21 protein-coding genes and 1 tRNA gene are annotated in these 22,213 nt (G+C 55.5%); 11 read left to right on the forward strand and 11 right to left on the reverse strand.

The annotated features are described in order from the left end of the window. Positions 1–489: 489 nt before the first annotated feature. From I9187_RS20725 to I9187_RS20735, 3 genes are read left to right on the forward strand one after another with little or no spacing between them, the layout of a single operon-like run. Positions 490–1,239 (forward strand): carboxyltransferase domain-containing protein, encoded by a 750-nt coding sequence (locus tag I9187_RS20725; RefSeq protein ID WP_171179416.1) that lies wholly within the window; start codon positions 490–492, stop codon positions 1,237–1,239. Then, positions 1,236–2,234 (forward strand): biotin-dependent carboxyltransferase family protein, encoded by a 999-nt coding sequence (locus tag I9187_RS20730; protein ID WP_171179414.1) that lies wholly within the window; start codon positions 1,236–1,238, stop codon positions 2,232–2,234. The genes I9187_RS20725 and I9187_RS20730 overlap by 4 nt, the downstream gene beginning before the upstream one ends. 12 nt (positions 2,235–2,246) lie before the next feature. Continuing rightward, positions 2,247–3,008, forward strand: a complete 762-nt coding sequence (locus I9187_RS20735; RefSeq protein ID WP_171179412.1) for a 5-oxoprolinase subunit PxpA — start codon at positions 2,247–2,249, stop codon at positions 3,006–3,008. Positions 3,009–3,097: 89 nt separating this feature from the next. Here I9187_RS20735 and I9187_RS20740 read toward each other — a convergent pair whose 3' ends face one another. Both I9187_RS20740 and I9187_RS20745 read right to left on the reverse strand, forming a co-directional pair. Continuing rightward, positions 3,098–4,465, reverse strand: a complete 1,368-nt coding sequence (locus I9187_RS20740) for a D-alanyl-D-alanine carboxypeptidase family protein (protein ID WP_171179459.1) — start codon at positions 4,463–4,465, stop codon at positions 3,098–3,100. Between the two features lie 299 nt (positions 4,466–4,764). Then, the gene (locus tag I9187_RS20745; protein WP_171179410.1) at positions 4,765–5,466 is read right to left on the reverse strand and encodes an HAD family hydrolase; all 702 of its coding nucleotides are present in this window, start codon (positions 5,464–5,466) and stop codon (positions 4,765–4,767) included. Between the two features lie 93 nt (positions 5,467–5,559). Here I9187_RS20745 and clpS point away from each other — a divergent pair, with 93 nt between their 5' ends. Genes clpS through hemF form a run of 4 tightly spaced genes read left to right on the forward strand, consistent with a single transcriptional unit; the run spans position 5,560 to position 8,641 of the window. Next, a complete protein-coding gene (clpS, locus tag I9187_RS20750) occupies positions 5,560–5,901 on the forward strand; it encodes an ATP-dependent Clp protease adapter ClpS (RefSeq protein WP_171179408.1) in 342 nt (113 codons plus the stop codon). Positions 5,902–5,948: 47 nt separating this feature from the next. After that, positions 5,949–6,914 carry a class I SAM-dependent methyltransferase gene (locus I9187_RS20755; RefSeq protein ID WP_171239130.1) on the forward strand — a complete coding sequence of 322 codons (966 nt, stop codon included), beginning with the start codon at positions 5,949–5,951 and terminating at the stop codon, positions 6,912–6,914. 36 nt (positions 6,915–6,950) lie between these two features. Continuing rightward, on the forward strand, positions 6,951–7,751 hold the full coding sequence (locus I9187_RS20760) for an SDR family oxidoreductase (RefSeq protein ID WP_171234850.1): 801 nt from the start codon (positions 6,951–6,953) through the stop codon (positions 7,749–7,751). Between the two features lie 5 nt (positions 7,752–7,756). Beyond that, positions 7,757–8,641 (forward strand): oxygen-dependent coproporphyrinogen oxidase, encoded by an 885-nt coding sequence (gene hemF / locus I9187_RS20765; RefSeq protein ID WP_171179401.1) that lies wholly within the window; start codon positions 7,757–7,759, stop codon positions 8,639–8,641. Between the two features lie 3 nt (positions 8,642–8,644). Here the strand turns inward: hemF and I9187_RS20770 are convergent, their stop codons facing one another. Continuing rightward, positions 8,645–9,052 (reverse strand): hypothetical protein, encoded by a 408-nt coding sequence (locus I9187_RS20770; RefSeq protein ID WP_171179399.1) that lies wholly within the window; start codon positions 9,050–9,052, stop codon positions 8,645–8,647. Positions 9,053–9,237: 185 nt separating this feature from the next. Here I9187_RS20770 and I9187_RS20775 point away from each other — a divergent pair, with 185 nt between their 5' ends. Both I9187_RS20775 and I9187_RS20780 read left to right on the forward strand, forming a co-directional pair. Then, a complete protein-coding gene (locus tag I9187_RS20775; protein WP_171179397.1) occupies positions 9,238–9,750 on the forward strand; it encodes a toxin-activating lysine-acyltransferase in 513 nt (170 codons plus the stop codon). Further along, on the forward strand, positions 9,751–10,677 hold the full coding sequence (locus tag I9187_RS20780) for a Hint domain-containing protein (protein ID WP_348540169.1): 927 nt from the start codon (positions 9,751–9,753) through the stop codon (positions 10,675–10,677). Positions 10,678–10,679: 2 nt separating this feature from the next. Here I9187_RS20780 and modC read toward each other — a convergent pair whose 3' ends face one another. Genes modC through modA form a run of 3 tightly spaced genes read right to left on the reverse strand, consistent with a single transcriptional unit; the run spans position 10,680 to position 13,254 of the window. Beyond that, positions 10,680–11,780 (reverse strand): molybdenum ABC transporter ATP-binding protein, encoded by a 1,101-nt coding sequence (gene modC, locus I9187_RS20785; RefSeq protein ID WP_171179396.1) that lies wholly within the window; start codon positions 11,778–11,780, stop codon positions 10,680–10,682. Further along, on the reverse strand, positions 11,777–12,469 hold the full coding sequence (gene modB / locus I9187_RS20790; protein ID WP_209940324.1) for a molybdate ABC transporter permease subunit: 693 nt from the start codon (positions 12,467–12,469) through the stop codon (positions 11,777–11,779). The genes modC and modB overlap by 4 nt, the downstream gene beginning before the upstream one ends. Positions 12,470–12,474: 5 nt before the next feature. Beyond that, complete coding sequence (gene modA, locus I9187_RS20795; RefSeq protein ID WP_245223345.1) at positions 12,475–13,254, reverse strand: molybdate ABC transporter substrate-binding protein; 780 nt, start codon at positions 13,252–13,254, stop codon at positions 12,475–12,477. A gap of 307 nt (positions 13,255–13,561) precedes the next feature. Here modA and I9187_RS20800 point away from each other — a divergent pair. Further along, positions 13,562–13,637 (forward strand) — tRNA-Val (locus I9187_RS20800). Positions 13,638–13,855: 218 nt separating this feature from the next. Here I9187_RS20800 and I9187_RS20805 read toward each other — a convergent pair. Together I9187_RS20805 and I9187_RS20810 are read right to left on the reverse strand one after the other, a co-directional pair. Next, positions 13,856–14,362, reverse strand: a complete 507-nt coding sequence (locus I9187_RS20805) for a hypothetical protein (protein ID WP_209509887.1) — start codon at positions 14,360–14,362, stop codon at positions 13,856–13,858. Positions 14,363–14,406: 44 nt separating this feature from the next. Then, entirely contained in the window at positions 14,407–16,131 is a 1,725-nt protein-coding gene (locus I9187_RS20810; RefSeq protein WP_170425592.1) for an amidohydrolase, read from the reverse strand. Positions 16,132–16,455: 324 nt separating this feature from the next. Here I9187_RS20810 and I9187_RS20815 point away from each other — a divergent pair, with 324 nt between their 5' ends. Then, positions 16,456–17,415, forward strand: coding sequence for a helix-turn-helix domain-containing protein (locus tag I9187_RS20815; protein ID WP_170425589.1), 960 nt, complete (start codon positions 16,456–16,458; stop codon positions 17,413–17,415). 790 nt (positions 17,416–18,205) lie between these two features. Here I9187_RS20815 and I9187_RS20820 read toward each other — a convergent pair. The 3 genes from I9187_RS20820 to I9187_RS20830 form a co-directional block, all read right to left on the reverse strand. After that, positions 18,206–18,937: an NAD(P)-dependent oxidoreductase gene (locus tag I9187_RS20820; RefSeq protein ID WP_209509889.1), complete on the reverse strand. Its 732-nt coding sequence runs from the start codon at positions 18,935–18,937 to the stop codon at positions 18,206–18,208. A gap of 324 nt (positions 18,938–19,261) precedes the next feature. Then, positions 19,262–19,540 (reverse strand): hypothetical protein, encoded by a 279-nt coding sequence (locus I9187_RS20825; protein WP_209509890.1) that lies wholly within the window; start codon positions 19,538–19,540, stop codon positions 19,262–19,264. Between the two features lie 323 nt (positions 19,541–19,863). Continuing rightward, the gene (locus I9187_RS20830) at positions 19,864–22,146 is read right to left on the reverse strand and encodes an adenosylcobalamin-dependent ribonucleoside-diphosphate reductase (protein WP_171239043.1); all 2,283 of its coding nucleotides are present in this window, start codon (positions 22,144–22,146) and stop codon (positions 19,864–19,866) included. Positions 22,147–22,213 lie beyond the last annotated feature (67 nt).

Genomic DNA, 22,213 nt, shown 5'->3' on the forward strand with positions numbered 1-22,213 from the left:
TGTGTCACCGCCGCTTCCGCAGCGTCCCAGCGCCTCAGCAGCGCCGGTGAAGGGGGTTCTAAGGTTTACTCCCAAAACCCGCAACCCAAAAAAACAAAAAATCAAAAGTTTTTTGAGTCACGCCTTAAAATTATTTAAATTCAAATACTTAAAGCAATCAACATACCGCTAAATCAGAGCTGAAAAGCTATACACGTTAACAAACCCTTTCTTCGAAAGTCTCGGCCAAACCACACCGCCACTACATCTAGAGCGCCAACAGAGCGCAGGCACAAGTCGGAGCGACTCGAGCCCACGATCCGACTCGAGGATTTCACCAAATCCCGAGCCAACTGACGAGTGAGAATCGAAGAACAGCCAAACTAACCCTGATCTTTTGACCTTACCCAAACCTCGTTCGTCTACCGCCAAACCCCTCAAGACCTGTCTTGCACATCTCCTTTGGATGGGGTCTGGTTCCCGTACTTTGTTGTCACACGCAGGATCAGTATGGCCCGTCACGTTCAGTTTCCTTTGGTCAGAACCGTTGGGTTTGACGGAGCGCTCGTCACATTTGCGGATATCATGTCAGAGAAGGCAAATTGTGCAGCGCTGGCATTCCGGTCCGAAGTAGACGGTCTGCAATGGGATGAAGTCACAGAGTCTTCGGCGTCTTTGGGCTCGACCTTTGTGCGTTTCGACACACAGCTCATTTCTCATCAGCAAATGCTTGAAAGACTCCAGTATCTTCTGGACCAAAAGGACTGGTACAACACACCCCTTCCAACAGGTCGCAAGCTGTGGCGCGTTCCAACAGTCTACGGAACCGATCTGGCGCCACAGCTGGACGACGCTGCCGCTGCCGCTGGCTTAACGCCGGAAGAGGCAATACGACGCCTTGGACAGTCGCGGGTGAGGGTTTTGACCATAGGGTTTGCGCCCGGACAGCCCTACCTTGGGCCACTGGGGCCCGAGTTCAATATTCCCCGACTGCAAAACCTGACCCCGATGGTGCCAGAGGGCGCGTTGGTTCTGGCGATCTCGCAATTCGTCTTGTTTTCCGGCCCAACACCAACCGGATGGCGGCATGTCGGACAAACCGCCTTTAGATGCTTTCGCCCGGAGAGGTCCGATACATTCCCGTTGAGCCCCGGTGACGAATTGCTGTTCACGCCAGTATCCCGTGAAAAGTTGGAGCATATCCGCGCCACCAATACAGACGGTACCGGTGGTGCCATCTGTGAGGAGATCGCACCATGAGTCTGATCGTCCATCGGATCGGCCCTTCATGTACAATCCAGGATCAGGGGCGTACCGGGTATCTGGACCAGGGTTTGTCGCGTTCTGGTGCCGCCGATATATTGGCCTTGCATGAAGGGGCTGCTTTACTGGGGCAGAGCCCGAACCTCGCAGCGCTCGAAATGGCCGGAATGGGCGGTGAGTTTGAGGTCACGCAAGACGTGCGCATTGCACTAACCGGTGCGCGGATGCAAACCAGCATCGACGGCAGCCCAGTAACCTGGAATGCGTCACATCAATTGACTGCCGGGCAACGAATGAACATTGGGGCAGCTGTACAGGGTAACTATGGCTATCTTCATCTGGGCGGCGGAATAGAGTCCGATGTTTTTCTGGGTTCGCGCTCGGCACATTTGACGGCGCGGATCGGTCGTGCGTTAGAACAAGGCGACAGGCTGACATGCGGACCAGATGCAGGCCAGACCGGGTTGAAACTAACGCCTGATGAACGGTTCGCGGGCGGAGAACTGCGTGTGGTGGCAAGCTTTCAGACCACACTGTTTGATCGCTCGACATTGGATCGCTTTGCCGCGACCACTTTCCGGCGCGGAACGCGCGCCAACCGGATGGGGATGCAAGTGGATAGCGACGGAGACGGGTTTGCGGCATCCGGTCAGCTGAACATTTTGTCCGAGGTGATCACCCCCGGCGATATTCAAATGACCGGCACAGGGGATCCGTTCATCCTGTTGCCGGAGTGCCAGACCACCGGGGGTTATCCTCGTATTGCAACCGTTTTGCCCTGCGATATGCCGCGCGCTGCACAAACGCCTGCCGGTGGTAAAATCCTTTTCAGATTTGTCAGCATGGACGAGGCAAGCGCGTTGCACACTGCCTTCCTGTCAGAACTTGCGCGCCTGCCCTCACGGGTCGAACCTCTGATCCGTGACCCGCACGACATTCAGGACCTGTTGTCCTACCAATTGATCGGCGGAGTGATCTCTGCCACCGACTAAGGAGAATTGCCGATGCCCAGCGTCGATCTGAATGCCGATATGGGGGAGAGTTTTGGCCCCTGGAAGATGGGCGATGACGAAAGCCTGTTGAAAATCATCACCTCCGCCAACATCGCCTGTGGTTTTCATGCAGGCGACCCGGATGTGATGGCGGCGACAATGCAACTTGCGACCGACAACAATGTGGGCATAGGTGCGCATCCCGGCTTTCCCGATCTGCAGGGCTTTGGCCGTAGGAACATGAAAGTGCCCCATAATGCGTTGCGCAATTTGGTGCGGTATCAGTTGGGCGCAGCAATGGGCATGGCCAAGGCGGTCGGCACCAAAGTTCGGCACCTCAAGCTGCACGGCGCGCTGGCCAATATGTGCTCGGTCGATATTGATATGGCGCGGGCCTGCTATCAGGGCGCTTTGGATGTGGACCCCGACATTATTGTCATGGTGCTTGCTGTGACAAAACAGGAAGATGCCGTGCGCGAGCTTGGGTGTAAATGGGTGGGCGAGATCTTTGCCGACCGCGCCTACAACGACGATGGCACCTTGGTGGACCGCAGCCTGCCCGGTGCCGTGATCCACGACGCTGATGTGGCTGGTCCACGCATTCTGAACATGGTCCGCGAAGGCGCTATCATCACTGAAAGCGGTAAGAGGCTAGAGACCTCCATCGACACGATTTGTCTGCATGGGGACGGACCAACTGCGGTTCAGATCGCCCGTTCCGTGAGGGAAAGCCTGATCGGCGGCGGCGTCGAGGTGACGAAGTTCGTCCGATAACCCTACACGCCTTTAATACTGCGCTGTCATGAAAAAAGGGCTGTGGAAAACCACAGCCCAGACCCAACAGGAGAGTATTTTGCCGAACCTTATGATGGTCCGATCATGAAACAGGTCACATTGCGGGCCTGTAACCGGCGGCACGCCAGATCGGCCTGCTCGCGGGTCATGCCTTGAAAAGTTGCATCGAAGCCGCGCGAGCTTTGGTTCACCTTGCGCAGCGTGCCCTCTAGCGTCGTCATTTCTGACAAAGCGGTTTTCAGCAGCACCTTCTCGGCCTCATATCGTGTGGTGTAACGCCCCACATTGACGCCCCACAGATGCCCGCCAGACGAAGAAAGTCGGGTGACCACCTCCTGCTCGGGCTCGGGCTGTTTGGCCGTTTCGGTCGACGCCAGTACCAGACCGGTCGGGCGCTGTGTCGGGCGGGTGCCCGGTGTTTGTTCAGACGTATTGGTCGGTGCGATATCCGCTTGGGCGATGGCAGCCGCAATGCCATTTGTGATCCGGTCGCGGTTCTGATCCGCAGTCGCCGCAACGGCACTTGCAACCTGCGTTGTCGCGCTTGGACGTACAACTGGGCGCAGACTTGTTTTGGGCGGTCCGCTTACACCCGCGACCTGTACGCCCAGTCCGGCATTTCCAGCATAAGCCGGGCGCGCCGGCTTGCGGATAGGCGCTCGCGATGGGGCGCGGCGGAAACCCAAATCCAACAGCTCGGCAACTTTGGCATTGCGCGATGCGCCCGACTTTCCGCCAAAGACGGTTGCGATGATCCGTTCATTTTTGCGCTTGGCCGACGCCACCAGGTTGAACCCCGCAGCGCGTGTATACCCGGTTTTGATTCCATCTGCCCCTTTGTACGCGGCCAACAGGCGACGGTTGGTATTCGGTACAGTCTTGATCCCTGCATGTGTCGATTGACGCGAGAACAGGTTATAATACTGCGGATAATCGTACAGCAGATGCCGTCCCAGCGTGGTCATGTCGCGCGCGGTGGACAAATGCCCCGACTCGGTCAGACCATGCGCGTTCTTGAAAGTCGTACGGCTCATGCCCATGGCCTTGGCAGTGCGTGTCATACGGCGCGCAAACGCGGCTTCGGACCCGCTGATGGCGATGCCGATAGCGGTTGCCGCGTCATTGGCTGATTTCACCGCTGCCGCGCGGATCAGATACCGGAAAGCAATCGTCTGCCCCGTTCGTAGACCCAACTTGGAAGGCGGCTCGGCCGCAGCCTTCTTGGTGATCCGTACAGGCGTATCCAGTGTAATCTCGCCATTTCGCACCGCTTCAAACGCGATGTACAGCGTCATCATCTTGGTCAGCGATGCCGGATGCAACCGCGTGTCAGCATTGCGCGAATGCAAAACCTCTCCGGTACGAGCGTCAATTACCATTGCCGCATAAGGTGCCGCGATGGATTTGAGTGGCGCAAACGCCAGCACACATAGCATCGCTATAAGGAATAAGCCCGTTCGGGCCGGAACTGTCCGCCGAATCTGCACGATCTTTGCCTCTGTCTGCCTCGCGCCGCCGGGTTTTCCCGGTCAGCAAAATTGTTTTGATACCGACTAAGCTAACACAGAGGGGCCATGAAATAAACTGAAAGCTGCGCATTTCGCGGTTTCGTCATGCGCCCGCACAAGGCTATATGTTGATGACGTTCCAGCCCTGGCCCACCAGATGCGCGATTGTGGCAATGCTTTGCCGCCGCGCGGCTCGAAATTTGCAGAACTGCGGCCAATAGGCAACATTACCTCAGGCTGCTCACCAGATCAGCCAGATCACCCAAATCGCGCAGCTCGCGGAATCGGGGGCTTTCAACCGGGGCTTCGGCGTACTCAACCTCCCACACCAGACCGTGGGGCACGTAAACGCCCCAGCATCCGGCCTGAATCGGAGCCACCACATCCGAGCGCATGGAATTGCCAACCATCATTGCAGACGCCGGACCATCCCCGTGGGATTCAAAAATCGTCCGATAGGTATCCGAAGTCTTTTCCGAGACGATCTCGACCCCGTCGAACAAATCGCCCAGCCCTGACTGGGCCAATTTCCGTTCCTGATCGATTAGATCGCCCTTGGTGATGAGAATGACGCGATAAGCGTCAGTCACGTTCTCGACCGCTTCGCGCGCATGAGGCAGCAGCTCGATCGGATGCGCCAGCATCTCTTGCCCGGCTTCGATCAATTGCCGAATGACCGAGGCCGGAACACGGTCTTCTGTCACCTCGATGGCGGTTTCGATCATCGACAGAACAAACCCCTTTATCCCATATCCATAATGCCTGATGTTGCGTTTTTCGGCGGCCAGAAGACGCTCCATCAGGTGATCGCGGTCGGTGTGATCAGCCAGCAATTCGGCAAAATGGGCCTGTGTCAGCTGAAAAAACCGTTCGTTGTGCCAAAGGGTATCATCCGCATCAAACCCGATTGTGGTCAGTTTCTTCGTCATCTGATTTACGTTCGCTTGCTCTTTTCACCGGCTATCCCCACGTTATATAAGCGCCAAGATAAACCCCAAGCCTGAATCGGACAGTTGCACACGATGCTGGAAAAGACCTGGATGATGTCTGAGACCCCGGACGACGACGGTGACGCGTCTGTCCTGCTTCAGACGCGCCCAAAAACCAAGCGTCCGCCCTTGTATAAGGTGCTGTTGCTGAACGACGATTACACGCCAATGGAGTTTGTCGTGCACGTGCTAGAGCGTTTCTTTGGTATGACCCACGCTCAGGCGTTTGAAATCATGCTGACCGTTCACAAAAAGGGCGTGGCCGTTGTCGGCGTCTTCAGCCACGAGATTGCTGAGACCAAAGTTGGCCAGGTGATGGACTTTGCCCGCAGGCACCAACACCCGCTGCAATGCACCATGGAACGCGAAGAATAAGGCATCTCGCCTGACGCACCCTTCTCTTTTTTTTGCCGGAATTGCCCATGTCCCCACGTCTGGAACTTGCTTTGCAAAACGGTCTGTCGCTGTCGCAGCCTTTGACGGTGATTTGCCCGGTGCCAGAGCATGACCTTTCGACGCTTCCCCCCGGTGCGCAGGTGGTGCAACCGTTCAAACCCTTTCACGACTGTTTTGCCGCGCAAGGTTTTGACACAGTGCCCGAAGCAAAAAACCCCTGTCAGGATGCCATCGTGTTTTTGCCACGTGCCAAGGCGCTGGCGCGCGCGATGATCCAGCGGGCGTGTTCACGGGCTGCTGGGGTTGTCGTGGTCGATGGGGCCAAGACCGATGGGGTGGACAGCATATTGAAAGATGTGCGCAAGCGGATTGCTGTCGAAGGCCCCCTGTCCAAAGCACACGGCAAAATTTTCTGGTTTCAGGCCAACGCAGCTGCTTTTGAGGATTGGGCCGCGCCCGCCACACAGAAGGTCGGTGATTTTCAAACCGCGCCAGGCGTGTTTTCGGCAGATGGAGTCGATCCGGCTTCGGCCATGTTGTCAAATGTCTTGCCTGCCAAACTTGGCGCACGCGTCGCCGACCTTGGTGCAGGTTGGGGATATTTGTCAGCAGAGATCCTCAAACGTGACGACGTCAAGTCATTGCACCTGGTCGAGGCAGATCATGCCGCTCTGACCTGCGCGCGCAGAAACATCTTGGATTCAAGAGCACAGTTCTATTGGGCAGATGCAGTCAAATGGACCGCACCCGAGCCCATCGACACCGTCGTCATGAACCCCCCGTTTCACACCTCGCGCAGCGCGGACCCCGCGCTGGGTCAGGGATTTATCGTCGCTGCCGCACGCAATCTGACCCGCAACGGAACTCTGTGGATGGTCGCCAATCGCCACCTTCCCTACGAAACCACGCTGAACGAACATTTCGCTCAGGTCACTGAAATTGCCGGAGACAACCGGTTCAAGGTGCTTCAGGCCTCTCGCCCTCGGCGCTAAGGCTCGCTAACCTGCCCCCAATTCAGGAGGATTCGGATGTCCTTTTCCATCGCTGGCAAGACAGCAATCGTAACGGGCGGTGCCAACGGCATCGGTCTGGCTATTGGACGCCATTTCGCTGATGCAGGGGCAAATGTCATGTTCGCCGACATGGACGAAAAGCGTCTGATCGATGAGTTAGGCGGTCAGGCCGAGGACGGCAATATCCGCTATTTCGCGGGCGATTTGCGCGAAAAGCTGACCATAGCAAACCTGCTTTCTGCCACACTGGACGCTTTTGATCAGGTGGATATTCTGATCAACGGCGCGCGGCAGGTGATCCCATCTGATCCTCTGGACCCAGATGACGACTCGGTGCGTACTCTGCTGAACCAGAACCTGATGCCCGCCCTGCGGCTAAGCCAATTGGTTTCCAAGCGCATGATCAAACAGGCGGACGGGGATGAAGAAAACCCCGCCGGGTCGATCATCAACTTGTCTTCTATCGCAGCCCGCCGGACGCATCCCGACCTGATGGCCTATTCCGTGTCGACCGCGGCGCTGGATCAGATGACCCGATCCCTTGCAGTCGCGCTTGCTCCGAACCGTATTCGGGTCAATTCGATCGCACTGGGCTCGGTCATGAGCGCTTCGTTACAATCGACACTCAAGGAAAACCGGGACTTCCGGGACGATATTGAAAAGCACACGCCGCTGGCCCGTATCGCTTCGGCGACAGAGCTGACCGAAACCGCGCAGTTTCTGGCGTCCGACGCAGCCGGTTTCATCACAGGTCAGATCCTGACAATCGACGGCGGGCGTACATTGCTTGACCCCGTAGCTGCCCCAGCCCACTAAGACACATGTTCGATACAGAAAAATCCACTGCCTCCGCCTGGTTCCGACAACTGCGCGACGATATTGTCTCTGCGTTCGAAGCCCTTGAAGACAGCCACGACACTGGACCGTTTTCCGATGCAAAACCCGGTCGGTTCGAGGTCAAAGAAACCGAGCGCCAATCTGAGGATGGTTCGGATGCAGGTGGCGGGCTGATGTCTGTGATGCATGGCGGTCGCGTGTTCGAGAAAGTTGGCGTCAATGTCTCGACCGTCTTCGGCACATTGGGTGAACGCGCACAGCACGCGATGGCGGCGCGCAAAGGTATCCCCGGCATGACCGAGGATCCCCGCTTCTGGGCTTCGGGGATCAGTCTCGTGGCCCATATGCAAAATCCCCATGTCCCTGCGGTGCACATGAACACACGCATGTTCTGGACGCCGCACGCCTGGTGGTTTGGTGGGGGCTCGGACCTGAACCCCTGTATCGAATATGACGAAGACACACGCCATTTCCACTCCACCCAAAAAGCTCATCTGGACCCGCACGGCGTCGCACACTATCCGCGCCTGAAAGACTGGGCGGACGAGTATTTCTATATTCCTCATCGCAAGCGTGCACGAGGCGTGGGTGGGATTTTCATGGATGACTACTGCACCGGGGAATGGCAGGCCGATTTTGCCCTGACCCAGGATATCGGTCGTGCATTCCTGCCCGCCTTCTTGCCATTGGTTGAAAAGCGTCGCTTGCAGGGTTTCACAGACGCGGACAAGAACACCCAACTCGTGCATCGCGGTCTGTATGCGGAATACAACCTGGTCTACGACCGCGGCACAAAATTTGGGCTGGAAACCGGGCATGACCCGGATGCGGTTCTGATGAGCCTGCCGCCGATGGCGAAATGGGTCTGACGCTCAGAACGTGTCCATGATGAAGTTGTCGTAACAGTAGTTCTGTGCCGACGATGCCGACATGTTGGCACCGACCTTTCGAACCGTTATTGAGTATCCCGGCTTGGTATCCGCGCCGGGTGGCGGTGTCAGAGAAAACTGAACTGTCCGGACACCGGGTTCATAAGCACGATAAATATAGATCCGTTGATTGTTCGGCACGCCCAAAGTTCGGATCGCATAGTCGCCAATACCGCACCAGTAATTCACGGGCGCTGACGAGCCTACAGCCTTGACCTCATAAACCCCATCCGGCAGCGCCGTGATCTCTGTGCGAAATTGAGGGCGGACATACAGGCCAAAACCGACAGCCTCGGCAATTGCAGGTGCCAACACCAGAGCAGTTGAGGCAAAAACCTTAAGAAAACGCATAATCCAGCATCCCGTAAAAATGCTCCCTTCTCATTAACATAGCCAGGTCAGCGCCCGAGTAAAGCGCTGCACCCTCGAGATGAGGACGGCGTGGGCGCGGTTAAGAAATTCTTCTACCCATATCGCTGGAAAAGGGTACACTGTGATTAAGGTTTTGGTTCACATTGCAAAGTTGGCCTGTCCCGTTGAGCAAGAGCTTCCCCAAAGACTGGTTTGATTTTCCGCCCGAGAAATATGCCGATCTGGGCGCGATGTTCTATCTTGCCGGGCTGACGAAGACTCATCAAAAACGCAATCTGGCACAGGTTCTCTATGCATTCGAAACTCCATTTCGCCTGGGCCAGTACCATATCTTCCGGCAAGACGGTTTTCCCCGTGGCTTTGTTACCTTTGCCGGGCTCAGCCCCGAGGCCGAGTACCGCTATGCGGTACAGGAAAAACCACTGAAGGATACCGATTTTACCAGTGGTCCTTCCTTCTGGATCGTCGATCTGGTGGCCCCGTTTGGACAAACAAGCCAGATTGTTGATATCCTTAAACAAGAGATCCCACATCCACGTGTGCGAACAAACCGGATGGACAGCGACATGACACGCAACCGGATCGTCGAATGGACGCGGGATCAGGCGGGCGAGGTCCATATGCGCCTGTATCGGAAACGAGAATTTGAACAGGTGTTGCAGCAAGGCGAAGGTTAAGTGGTCTCGGTAACAATCACAGGCGAATTGACCGGAAACGTGACCGGATCCCCGCCGAATGTGGCGATGGGACAGCCGACGCTGGACAATGGCACATTCACACCAACGACCCAGACCTGGACGATTGCAACACCCCCCGCCAACGGTACTGCCTCGATTGATCCAAACACTGGCGAGTGGACCTATGCGGTCGACCCGACCTTTTTTGACAGCTTGGACAACGGCGAAGTCGTTTTCGATACCTTCTTCATCAGCGTTACTGGCACCACACAAGTGGGGCCCTTTACCCTGCCGTTTTCCAACAACCCGGACCCGGTTGCAGTCACGATCAGGATCGAAGGTGTGTGCTTTGCAGCCGGGACTTTGATCGAGACCGAAGACGGTCCAAAGGTCATCGAAACGCTGGACGTAGGTCACAAGGTTGCTACCGCGGATCACGGGCTGCAACCCATTCGCTGGATCGAAAGCAGTGTGATACCTCGCGAACGATTATGCGCCGAGCCTGCGATGCGGCCTGTGCGCATTTCAGCAGGAAGTCTGGGGTCGAACTCACCCCGTCGGGATCTTCTGGTTTCGCAACAGCACCGCATTCTGGTGAAGGGCCCGAAAGTGGAACTGCTGTTCGGTGCCGCCGAGGCGCTGGTGGCTGCAAAGCATCTATGCGACTGGCCGGGTATTTATGTGGATACCTCGGTAGAGGCGATTGAGTACCTGCATATATTGTTGGATCGTCATGAAATTCTGAATGCAGAAGGGCTGCAAGCTGAAAGCCTGTTTCTGGGGGAAGAAGCGCTTTACACGCTGTCTTCCGACGCGCTTCGGGAACTGGCTGCAATCTTTCCAGACCGGCCAGCTTCGGGTCACACCGGGTTTGGCCGCGCCGCGCGTTTGATACTGCGCGAACATGAGGCGCGCGCGCTTACCTGAGATTACTGGCCCGGCGCGATACGCCCGCCGACATCCTGAGGAGCCAGGGCAACCGTCTTAATAATCGCGTGACATGGGCTGCCCACCTGCAAGTTTAATGCCGCCACTGATCGACGTGTGACGCGCGCCAGAACACTACCTGCAGGGGTCGTGACGGACACAATTGCGCCAGGCCCCTCGCCCGATCGGATCGAGGCCACCGTACCGCTGAGCACGTTCAGTGCAGACAATCCCTCGGGCTTTTGGTTTGACAAGATCACCTCTTGCGCCGGGATGCGGATGCGCAATTGCGCCCCTACGTCATGCGCAATGCGTGGCAGGAACAATCTTGCGCCGTTGGCATTCAACTCTGTCAGCCCGTCAGTGTGATGCTGCACGACCTGAACTTCCAAAACGGCCCCAACTGCGCGAACCCCGGCCGGGGCAACCGAAGGATCGGCTAAAACCTCGGAAGCGGGCCCATGGCGCACGGCTTTTCCGTCTTGAAGTGCAACAACCGAGGTCGCCAGACGCGCGACCTCGGCCGCCGAGTGGGTTACATAGAGAATAGGAACAGATACCTCATCCCTGAGACGTTCGAAATACGGCAGAATCTCTGCTTTCCGCGCCTCGTCCAACGCGGCCAGAGGTTCATCTGCAAGGATCAGACGCGGGCTCGCCAGCAGCGCACGCCCAATGGCCACGCGTTGTTTTTCGCCCCCTGACAACCCGGCTGGTCGGCGATCCAGCAGGTGGCCAATGCCCAGCATTTCGATGACCTTTTCGGGGTCTTCCCGCTGCGCCCTTTTGGGGGCAAACCAGCGACCGTAGGCCAGATTTTGGCGTACGGTCAGATGAGGGAATAGCCGCCCTTCCTGAAAGATATACCCTAACCGCCGCCGGTGTGGCGGCAGCCATTGCCCGTGACCCGTGTCGAAAAGAACCCAATCCTCGACCGCAACGCGACCCGCCTGAGGTCGCAGCAGCCCGGCCACCGCATTGACGATGGTCGTCTTGCCCGACCCGGACCGCCCGAACAAGACAGTCACTCCGGGCGGTGCGTCAAAGCTGACATCCAGATCCAGATCCGACAAATGATGATGCACCCGAACGGAAAGACTCATGATCCGGCCACCCGTGCGGCAGCGCGCCGTCCTACGTATTCTGACAAAAGAAGGGCGCTCATCGCGATAACGATTGAGATAAGGACCAACCGCGTTGCAGCCGACTCGCCGCCCGGAACCTGCAAGAATGCATAGACTGCTGACGGAAGCGTTTGGGTCTGGCCCGGAATGTTAGACACAAACGTGATGGTTGCACCAAATTCGCCCATTGCCTTGGCAAAAGCTAGAATGGCCCCGGCTATGACCCCAGGAAGGATCATCGGCAAAGTCACGGTCACAAAAACCATCGGGCGCGACGCCCCCAGCGTGGCCCCGGCTTGCTCTAGTTTTGGATCCACAGCCTCGATCGACAACCGTATGGCCCGGACCATTAAGGGGAATGCCATGATCCCTGCAGCCAGCGCCGCCCCGGTCAAGCGAAACGCGACAACTATCCCGAACTCTGCCAGAACACGCCCAAGAGGTCCCTGAACTCCAAAGGTCAGCAACAACAGATAGCCCGTAACAACAGGTGGCAGGATTAACGGCAAATGCACCAGACCATTTAGGACCTGCCGGCCGGGAAACCTCCAGCGGGCCAGCGCGTAGGCTACGAAAATCCCAAACGGCAACGTCGCCAGCGTCGCCCAGAACGACACGCGCAAAGACAGCTTTAACGCTTCAATTTCGGCAGGGCCCAACCAGTCCACGTGGATCACCCACCCGGCAGGGAAAACCCCTGCTCCTGAAAAACGGACAACGCCGCAGCGCTGCGCAGATGGTCCAAAAAGGCTTGTGCTCCACCCTGTGCAGATGATGTGACGGCCGCAGGATATATTATCTCAGGATGCAGGTCGTCGGGAATGGTCGCCAAAACACTGACCCGCGTTTCCACCTGTGCGTCTGATCGATACACAATACCCAAGGGTGCAGCCCCTGCCGCCACAAGTGCCAAAGCAGCGCGCACGTTGTCGGTCTGCGCAACATGGTCCTGTAATGCGTCCCATTGGTTCAGGCCTTGCAACGCGGCTTTGCCGTAGATACCTGCTGGCACGGCATCAACCAAGGCCATCGCCAAAAATCCGCCGTTCAATTCGGCCTTTAGGTCGTGACCAGGTTGGATCTCTCCCCAACTTGCTCGGCCTGTCGCACCAATCACAACCAGCCCATTGCCCAGCAAATCCACCCGCGAATTTGCCCGGATCAAATCGTCCTGCTCCAATATGTCCATCCAATCAGGATTCGCCGAGATGAACACGTCGGCAGGCGCGCCCTGCTGAATTTGGCGCGCTAGCACCGACGAGGCCGCGTAAGAGACCGTGACACGGTGCCCCGTTTCCGTTTCATAGCTTGCAGCAATCTCATCTAGCGCTGTCTTCAGACTCGCCGCTGCAAAAACCAAAACACCCTCGGCCCCGGCTCGGACCGGTGCCAACGCCAAAACACCTAAGACCAGTGCCACCATCCAGAAACGGCGGGTGAAGGTTAAGGTCATGTACACTCCCGACCGGAAAATTGCAGTCCCTTCGGGAATATCGGAGGGCGCAGGCCCCGCGCAAGCGCATTTGAGAAATTACCGAGATCGATGCCGCTGCGTTGCAGAAAGTCCAAAAGGGTCAAGGCGTCCATTGGACATGACCATCATCACGCCGCACATATCCGGATATGCGACGGAACGGGATTAAACCGTGTTCAGATATCCAGACGGGCAAGGCAACACGGGTTGGCCAAAGAATAGAATTCAAGAAAATCACTCAGACCCTCTTGCACCCGCCCGCAGGCTTGGCTACATGCAGCGTCACGGGTGATTAGCTCAGTTGGTAGAGCGCTTCGTTTACACCGAAGATGTCGGGAGTTCGAGTCTCTCATCACCCACCATTCCCTTAATTTTCAATGGTTTACTCAGGGTCTTGTAACGAGAACTTGGAGACCATTTGAGGATGAATGTACGGGAATCGAAACCTCAAAACCGTGTTGGACTGCCCAGAGGATTGTTCCTTAGAGGAAAAGGGTACGCTCTCAGGGTAGCTGTACCGACTGAGTACCAAGACATTGTTGGCAAACGAGAGATCGTCCGAGGATTAGGAACTCAGGACCTATTCCACACGGTCAAGTTCACGAAGCGCCAACTGGTGAATACGAATCTCGGTGTGGCCCAACAATGCGCCAAAAAAAACTAACCGGTCATTCTCATCCCCTCCACGCCAGTCCTCAATTCGTGCGATGATTTGATCAAAGACTGCGATCAATTCTCCGTCGACAAGTGCAAGTCTTGTCCAAGCACCGTACTTCTCTCGCCCGAAAATTGCGTAAGCGTTCGGATTTTTTCCAAGCCTCTGAATTGCGGTTGCGTCCACGCGGTGAGGGATATCAATATCTTCGGGCGTTGCGCCAATTGCTGCAATCGGATCATACCGCAACGGATCATTTGGATCTTCGATAACAGGAACTGCCAGTGCAATTTCCTGACTGCGTAGTAACTTGTCCACCACCGTGTCTTGCGGGATGTAATTATGAAATGCACAGGCGTACACAGTCGTAGCAGCCATGACGACGGACAACGCTGCACCTGATAGGGCTGCAATAAACAGACGTTTTATCATCTTGACCTCCCAAGAATGATTTTGTTTGTCATGAGGCGATCCAATCACGCCGCGTTGGTCTCTTTGCCTTCCAGCCAGGTTCCACTTACTTCGATGTTTTCTATTTGCATTGGGTCAACAGAAGTCGGGTCGTCTTCAAGAACCGTGAGATCAGCGTATTTCCCAACTTCCAAACTCCCCGCAATGTCATCCATATGCAGTTGCCAGGCCGCATGCGTCGTTACACCTTTAAGTGCTTCTTCTACTGGAATACGCTGGTCGGGCGCGAAGACTTCCCCACCGTCTGCCATGACTCTGGTCACCATGTCTTGGACGCAACGCAGAGGACCTAACGGCGATACCGAGTAATCGCTGTGCATTGAGAACGGGATGTCTTTTTCAACGGCCGTGGCGGCGGCATCGTAGTACTCGACCCTTTCTGGACCAAGTAGATTATCTCGGAACGCCTTGCCCCACCATCGAATATGGCCGGACAGGTAAGTTGGCGAAACACCAAGTTCCTTCATCTTGTCGTACTGCTCAGGATGGCCGACGCTGCAATGCTCAATCCGGTGCCGATGATCGTCGCGCGGGTTCTCCGCCAATACCTGTTCGTACACGCGTAGCACGAGATCTATAGCCGCATCCCCGTTGCCATGAACGGCAAGAGAAAAACCATCCCCATGTGCCCGTTTGACCACCTCGTAAAGTTGATCTTCCGTGTAGTTCAGTGCTCCACGGCTATCCGTGCCAAGATAGGGCTCGCGCAAGTAAGAGCTATAGGCCTGCGTTGCGCCATCTGACCACGCCTTCATCTTGGCAACGCGCATCTTGTCGTCGCCGTAGCCCATTCCGATTCCGTTTTCGGCCCAGTCGTCCATCAGGGTTGAAACAAGAAAGGCGCGCGTCCGCACCGGCGCGCGATCCTTGATGCGCTCAAATAATCTGAGGTCTTCGATCCCTTTGTTTTGACCGACGCTTGGATCACCAAAGGTGGTAATTCCGACCTTGGCACCCGAGTTGAAAAAACGGAGTGTTCGCGCCTCCATATCCTCATCGGTCAGTTGTTGGGCAGCGTTTAGAAACGGGCCAAAAGTCGGGAGCTCTTCCAAGCGACCAGTGAGTTCCCCTTTGTCGTTTTTTACGTAGCGAGCCGCGACTGGGTCCGGAGTGTTCTCGTCGATTCCAACGATTTTGAAGGCAAGTGAATTAGCATAAGCTGCATGACCACTTCCTTCCAGCAACAAGAACGGGTTGTTGGGGGCGATGCGGTCCATATCTTCAAGAGTGAACTGTCGCCCGCCGGGGGTCACGACGCCGTCATAATCAGCGGCCAGAAGCCAGTCGCCTTCTTTCAACTTGGCGGCACCTTCGTTCAGTTTTTGCATTACCTCGTCGAAACTGGCTACTTCAGTCGGACTGATAATAATGAAGTCGTCCTTGACCACCGAATATGAATGCGCGTGGCTGTCGATCATGCCAGGCATTAGAGTTCTGCCGTCAAGATCAATGATGCGTGTCGTGCTGGAAGTCAGCGCGTCGATTTCATCTTGGCTGCCAACAGCGATGATCCGCCCATCGCGGACTGCCAGCGCTTCAGCCTTTGGGTTGGAGGTGTCCATCGTAAGGATATTACCACCACTGAAAATCACGTCCGCTGCATCAGATTGGGCAATAGCTGTTCGATAGGGAAGCATAAGAGCCCCCGCAACGGCAAGCGACCCGGTTTTCAATACATAACGCCTGTCTGGCCGGAAAGCTGATTTGTAAGGAAGCAATGGGGCTTTCATACTATTTCTCCTTATATTTCTATAATTTTTCGATGTTCTTGGTGCGCAATCGACCCATTCTGCTTGGAGTGTGAAGTGATGAAGACACCTCTAATCCGCGAGATCGCGGCATTTTTTCACCTAACGGATTGCAAAAAATCTGGCTCCGAAATCCTTTGTTCGGCAGCCTCAATCCGCTTCGCTTTCGACAATAATCGGGAACAGCTTATTTGGTTGGGCGAAATTCTCGCGATGAAATAGTATTCAATTTATCCGGTGTACTAATTTTTTAAGACCGCGCACTAAGTTTGGCCCTATGGGTTTCACGCATCTTGGAGAGTTCTTATGCAGTTGCGACCGTTAAAGAGTTTTGCACAACACTTCGCGAATGCGCCGGTTCGAGAGACAGAACTTGTACAGCTGGGTCCAGGCGACATCAATTTAAAGGACTGTTGGATCTACGGAGAAAACAGCTTTGTAAATACCGCGTCCAGTAAAGCCCGGTCTTCTTGGACAGTGCTCGGAAGGCAGGATTTGATGGCACTAATGTTGCCACTTTCTTGGGACGGGGATTACCGCGTAAATGGTTGGTACTCCGATCCAGGTGATGTCTATCTGCTCGACGGGGAGGACGAATACTGCAACGTGGGTCAGGATCGGAAAGTGCTGTTCATTGCTTTCGAGCGCCGCCGAATGACGAGAGAAGTCGCTTCCTTAAGCAGGCGCACCTACGATGAGCTACCCCGAGGGCACAACAAGTTTCAAATTGGTCTAGCGGCGGCTGAGAATCTATCAAAGATCGCTGGCCGAGCTTTCCAAAATGCTTCACCTCTTGATCAAGGGGGGCGGCGATTTGGAATGAGCCGCGGAGTAGAAAGCGAATTTTTTGCTCAGATCGCGCAATGGATATTGTCGTTGAACCTGCATTCCAATTGTACACATGTTCTAGACAAGGCAGCTTTCAAGAATGTTAGGTTGGCGCGGGGCGCTATCACACGTACCCCTGCGGACCAACTAACGATCTCAACTCTGTGTCGAGTTGCTGGTGTGGGGCGAAGCCAACTTCACGAGAACTTTGTCGAGATTTTTGGTGAATCGCCTTGGCAATACATATTGAAGCGACGTTTGACTTCTGTCCGAGAGCATCTCCTAGACGTTGTATCAACACCAAGGTCGGTCAAGGACACAGCACTCATGCATAGCTTCTTTTCTGGTGGCCACTTTGCGAAAGAATACCAATCAATGTTCGGAGAGCTACCGTCTGAGACATTAAAAAAGACACTGACCGAAAAATCTCAACTTTGATTAGATTGACCTCGGTTTTGCTTGTCTATTCGCGTTAGGCAGTGAAAATCAGCGAGGCGACTATTCAAGCCGGCGATGGCATTTCTTTTGAAACCATTTTGATTGGCGTGTAGGTTTGCCGGGACGTTTGGATTGTCCGCAACTCGGAATCTGCATAGCTTGTTTTGATGTCCGCTTTGGGCTGACTGCGGTCCTTTGGAGTAAAAATGCGGATGGCTGCAAAGTCCGCAAAGCGGTCACTCGCCTTCTGTCTCACAAACGAAGTCTGCTGTTACGCTGACGCGGCTAGTATCAAGCAGAGCCCAATAACCGCTTTCGACTAAGATTCCGTTTGGAAGCATCACGAAAGTTATCACGCTAGCGCCGCGCTCGCCGAAGCTCTCTGACCTGTGGCACGCAGACAAACCGTTTCGTTGGTCATTGCACTTGAGCAACCATGTGCGCTTGATGTCGTGGTCATCCCAGGTAAATATACCCTGATCACCGGTAATGCTGTAAGTGTGATTTGGGCTGTCAGGGTGAGTGCAGGACATCTCCAAAGACACTGCCGCCGTACTAACAAGCGTCAGAGTGGTTGCAGTTAGAATGATCCGTTGCAAGGTTGACATGCGTCCATTGTGCATCGCTGCTGTTGCGCCTTGCAAGCTCTTCAAAACCGATGAGCCGTCGGAGGCATCGGCCTTGCTTTGAATGTCTGCTCCGTCCGCAGAGCGGTTATTGCGACGGAACGCAGCAAACGACCGCTCTGAGCCCTTTTCGACCGTTTCCGCGCCGCCGACGGGTGTTGGCTTTAGTCGGAGGGTATCGGGAAGGTTGAGAACGCATCATCCTGCGGCGCGTATCCCAGAACCTTGCAGGTTTCAGTCAAATCAAGTCGCTTAAATCGATTGTTGGAGATGCCATTTGCGATGAAACTCCCGTTGATCTCAGCTTGGATGGCTCGATCAATCAGGTGAGTTGCATCACGATGACTAAGCCACGCGCTGAGATCGCGCTTGGTTTCAAGCGGCGGGCCATCAGCAGGCTCGAACGCTCCAATTCGCAATGATACGCAGGACATGCCGTGTCGCGTAGCGTAGAGTGAACACAATGCTTCTCCATAACACTTGGAGACACCGTAGAGATTGGCCGGAGCAACCGCCATCCCCGGCACGATTTGCCGGTCTACAGGGTATCCTTCTATTGTTTGCGCACTGCTGGCGAAGACGAAGCGACTGACGTTCGCTTTACGAGCTGCTTCAATCAAATAAGTCGTCACCAATATGTTGGCGGGCAGCACATCGTCAAACTCTGCGTTTGGGTCAGGTATGCCTGCGAGATGCACGACGGCATCCACGCCTTGGCACAAACCTTCTGCGGCATTTGCATCAGAAAGATCAGATTGTACAAAGCGATGCAGACCCGAAACAGGTTGCGTGGGTTTCCTCATATCAGTCAGCGCAAACTCATAGCGCTCCTGATAAGCCGTAAAAAATGCCTGACCGATCCGACCGGAGGAGCCTGTTACCAAAATCTTCCGCAAATTGTTTCCCCGCAAATGCTATGCCTCGGCGGAAAGTTCTAAAGAGATCACGAGCCAAAGGAAAGCGGACCTTCAGTTGACTGTGTCCTTCGGCAGCAAAGTCCGCATTTCGGGGTTTGCAAAGCCCGACGATGATTGTCTGCTTCGGGCTGCGACTCGCCGATGCTGCGCTTTGAAGAGAAAAGCGGGAATAGCTTAGAACAACGTTTTTGTTGTGTCACTGGAGAGTGCGCGGTGGAGTGACCGTAGATGTTCAAGTGAGTTTCAGGACTGACTCATCGTCAAAGCGGATCGGTCTACGCGCCATTTTCACGCCTTCCGGCCTCATTCGTCTTGTAGCACCGAGCCCGCTTCGGGGCGGAGCAGCACAGACAATACTCGGCGGTGAATACGATCTAGATCGTAATCGGTTAGTTCTAAACCCTCAGTCATCCGGGCTTTGAATGATTGAAAGTCTCCACGAGTGATCTCGTCACGGTTTTTGTCGTTTCCGGCAAGTTGCTGCGCGAGTTTTTCCTTTCGGAAGTCCAGCAGAAAACGGGAAAATCGAGCGTTCAATTCGGAGTATTGAGGGGACTCCTCGATAGGCGATTTGTTTTTCATCAATTCGGTATCCGATAGCCATGGAACTGCCCGAACGGGTTTGCTGGGCAAGTACAACACTCTGGTCAGCTTTTGCGTGCGACGCGTATGAGACGGTTTGGTTCCATGGCCACAGTCTTGAGATTTTCTGGTCTTGGTCAATAGCACGAATGCTATCGATGGTCGCCCAAAGCAGAACAATCTCGAAACTCTACAGGATTCTTTCTTATTTTATTTCAAAGCCTTAAGAACCTGTGGGCATTAAAGACCGTTCAAATGGGCGCAAAAATCAACCTTATGGGCTATTTATGCCCACCCAAACAAAAAACCACGAACGGCTTGGGCTATCCGCACTTGGAATGCCCGCAACTGCGGCAGGTCATGCAACCCTCGATCATCACCATGTCATACTGGCCACAGGACGGGCAGGCCTTGCCGCGTGGTGCATCCATGTTGACGACCTGCGCCTGAGGGTCTGATTTCAATCCCATGCCCTCACCTTCGAGGAAGCCAATATTGATCATGTGCTGCTCGATCACACCGCCAATCGCCGCCAAAATGGACGGGATGTATTTCCCTTGCACCCAGGCCCCGCCACGCGGGTCGAACACGGCTTTCAGCTCTTCAACCACAAAGGACACATCCCCACCGCGACGGAACACGGCCGAGATCATCCGCGTCAGTGCAAGCGTCCAGGCATAATGCTCCATGTTCTTCGAGTTGATGAACACCTCGAAGGGGCGGCGGCGACCTCCGATGACGATATCGTTGATGGTCAGATAAATCGCGTGCTCGCTGTCGGGCCATTTCAGTTTGTATGTGGACCCTTCCAACGCCTGCGGACGGTCCAGCGGTTCAGACATGTAAATCACGTCTCCGCCATCAACCTCATGCGGTGCATCTGCGCTTTCTCCGGGCGCTTTGTCGTCGCTTTCCGAAACGGTCAGGACCGAGCCGGTCACATCATTCGGGCGATAGGTTGTGCAGCCTTTACAGCCCTGATCCCAAGCCTGCATGTAGACGTCTTTAAAGGCATCAAAGCTGATATCCTCGGGGCAGTTGATCGTCTTGGAAATCGAACTGTCGATCCATTTCTGCGCCGCCGCCTGCATCTTGACGTGATCGGACGGAGACAAAGTTTGCGCGTTGACGAAATAGTCCGGCAGTTCTGTGTCACCGAACTTGTCGCGCCACATCTGCACCGCGTAATCCACGACCTCTTCTTCGGTCCGCGAACCGTCTTTCTGCAACACCTTGCGCGTGTAGGCATAGGCAAAGACCGGTTCGATTCCCGACGACACATTGCCCGCGTACAAAGAGATCGTCCCAGTCGGCGCAATCGAGGTCAGAAGCGCGTTGCGGATGCCGTGTTCGCGGATCGCATCACGCACATCCTCGTCCATCTGAAGCATCGTGCCGCTGGCCAGATATTTCTCGGCGTTGAACAGGGGGAACGCCCCTTTTTCCTTCGCCAAGTCGACCGACGCCAGATACGCGGCGCGGGCGATTGCGTGCAACCAGCGCTCGGTCTGACGCGCCGCCTCGTCCGAGCCATAGCGCAAGCCCAGCATCAGCAGTGCATCCGCCAGACCGGTTACGCCAAGACCGATGCGACGCTTGTCCTGGGCCTCGGCCTCTTGCTCGACCAGCGGAAATTTCGAGGCATCCACCACGTTGTCCATCATCCGAACAGCGGTGGCGACAAGCTTTTGCAAAGCCTCCTCGTCCAGATGGGCTGCGTCCTCAAACGGGTCCGCGACCAGCCGCGCCAAGTTGATCGAGCCCAACAGACACGCGCCATAAGGTGGCAGAGGTTGCTCGCCACACGGGTTGGTGGCGGCGATGGTCTCAACGTAGCTGAGGTTGTTGGCCTGATTGATGCGGTCGATGAAAATCACGCCCGGCTCGGCATAGTCATAGGTCGCCTGCATGATCTTGTTCCACAGATCACGCGCCTGAACGGTGTGATAGACCTTGTCGTCAAACACCAGCTCCCACGGGCCATCGGCCTTGACGGCCTCCATAAACGGGTCCGTCACCAAGACAGACATGTTGAACATGCGCAGACGGGCCGGATCGGACTTTGCGGTGATGAACTGTTCGATATCGGGATGGTCGCAGCGCATGGTCGCCATCATCGCCCCGCGGCGTGATCCTGCGGACATGATCGTGCGGCACATCGCATCCCACACATCCATGAAACTCAGCGGGCCCGAGGCATCCGCTGCAACGCCTTTGACGTCGGCACCACGTGGTCGGATGGTCGAGAAATCATACCCGATCCCACCGCCCTGCTGCATGGTCAGCGCGGCCTCTTTCAACATGTCGAAAATACCGCCCATGCTGTCGGGCACTGTGCCCATGACGAAGCAGTTGAACAGAGTCACCTGCCGCGCGGTACCCGCGCCCGCCGTGATCCGCCCCGCAGGCAGGTATTTGAAGTCCTCTAGCGCCTGATAGAACTCTTCTTCCCAATGAGCAGGGTCCTTTTCGACCCGCGCCAGATCGCGGGCAACACGCCGCCAACTGTCTTCGACCGTCTGATCGATGGGTGTGCCGTCCGCTTGTTTAAAGCGGTATTTCATGTCCCAGATCTGCTCGGCGATGGGGGCGGCAAAGCGGCTCATTGGTGATTCCCTGTTCTGAAAGAGGTATCCAGAGTACCCTAAATCACACCCAGACCACAACACCTTG

Origin of the sequence: Ruegeria sp. HKCCE4148 (assembly GCF_017872495.1) — a bacterium.
Classification (GTDB): Bacteria; Pseudomonadota; Alphaproteobacteria; order Rhodobacterales; family Rhodobacteraceae; genus Ruegeria.

Bases quoted from the DNA above. Each gene is read 5' to 3' on its own strand.
- I9187_RS20725 (WP_171179416.1), top strand. From the start codon at position 490: ATGGCCCGTCACGTTCAGTTTCCTTTGGTCAGAACCGTTGGGTTTGAC.
- I9187_RS20730 (WP_171179414.1), top strand. From the start codon at position 1,236: ATGAGTCTGATCGTCCATCGGATCGGCCCTTCATGTACAATCCAGGAT.
- I9187_RS20735 (WP_171179412.1), top strand. From the start codon at position 2,247: ATGCCCAGCGTCGATCTGAATGCCGATATGGGGGAGAGTTTTGGCCCC.
- I9187_RS20740 (WP_171179459.1), bottom strand. From the start codon at position 4,465: ATGCTATGTGTGCTGGCGTTTGCGCCACTCAAATCCATCGCGGCACCT.
- I9187_RS20745 (WP_171179410.1), bottom strand. From the start codon at position 5,466: ATGACGAAGAAACTGACCACAATCGGGTTTGATGCGGATGATACCCTT.
- clpS (WP_171179408.1), top strand. From the start codon at position 5,560: ATGCTGGAAAAGACCTGGATGATGTCTGAGACCCCGGACGACGACGGT.
- I9187_RS20755 (WP_171239130.1), top strand. From the start codon at position 5,949: ATGTCCCCACGTCTGGAACTTGCTTTGCAAAACGGTCTGTCGCTGTCG.
- I9187_RS20760 (WP_171234850.1), top strand. From the start codon at position 6,951: ATGTCCTTTTCCATCGCTGGCAAGACAGCAATCGTAACGGGCGGTGCC.
- hemF (WP_171179401.1), top strand. From the start codon at position 7,757: ATGTTCGATACAGAAAAATCCACTGCCTCCGCCTGGTTCCGACAACTG.
- I9187_RS20770 (WP_171179399.1), bottom strand. From the start codon at position 9,052: ATGCGTTTTCTTAAGGTTTTTGCCTCAACTGCTCTGGTGTTGGCACCT.
- modC (WP_171179396.1), bottom strand. From the start codon at position 11,780: ATGAGTCTTTCCGTTCGGGTGCATCATCATTTGTCGGATCTGGATCTG.
- modA (WP_245223345.1), bottom strand. From the start codon at position 13,254: ATGACCTTAACCTTCACCCGCCGTTTCTGGATGGTGGCACTGGTCTTA.
- I9187_RS20805 (WP_209509887.1), bottom strand. From the start codon at position 14,362: ATGATAAAACGTCTGTTTATTGCAGCCCTATCAGGTGCAGCGTTGTCC.
- I9187_RS20810 (WP_170425592.1), bottom strand. From the start codon at position 16,131: ATGAAAGCCCCATTGCTTCCTTACAAATCAGCTTTCCGGCCAGACAGG.
- I9187_RS20815 (WP_170425589.1), top strand. From the start codon at position 16,456: ATGCAGTTGCGACCGTTAAAGAGTTTTGCACAACACTTCGCGAATGCG.
- I9187_RS20825 (WP_209509890.1), bottom strand. From the start codon at position 19,540: ATGAAAAACAAATCGCCTATCGAGGAGTCCCCTCAATACTCCGAATTG.
- I9187_RS20830 (WP_171239043.1), bottom strand. From the start codon at position 22,146: ATGAGCCGCTTTGCCGCCCCCATCGCCGAGCAGATCTGGGACATGAAA.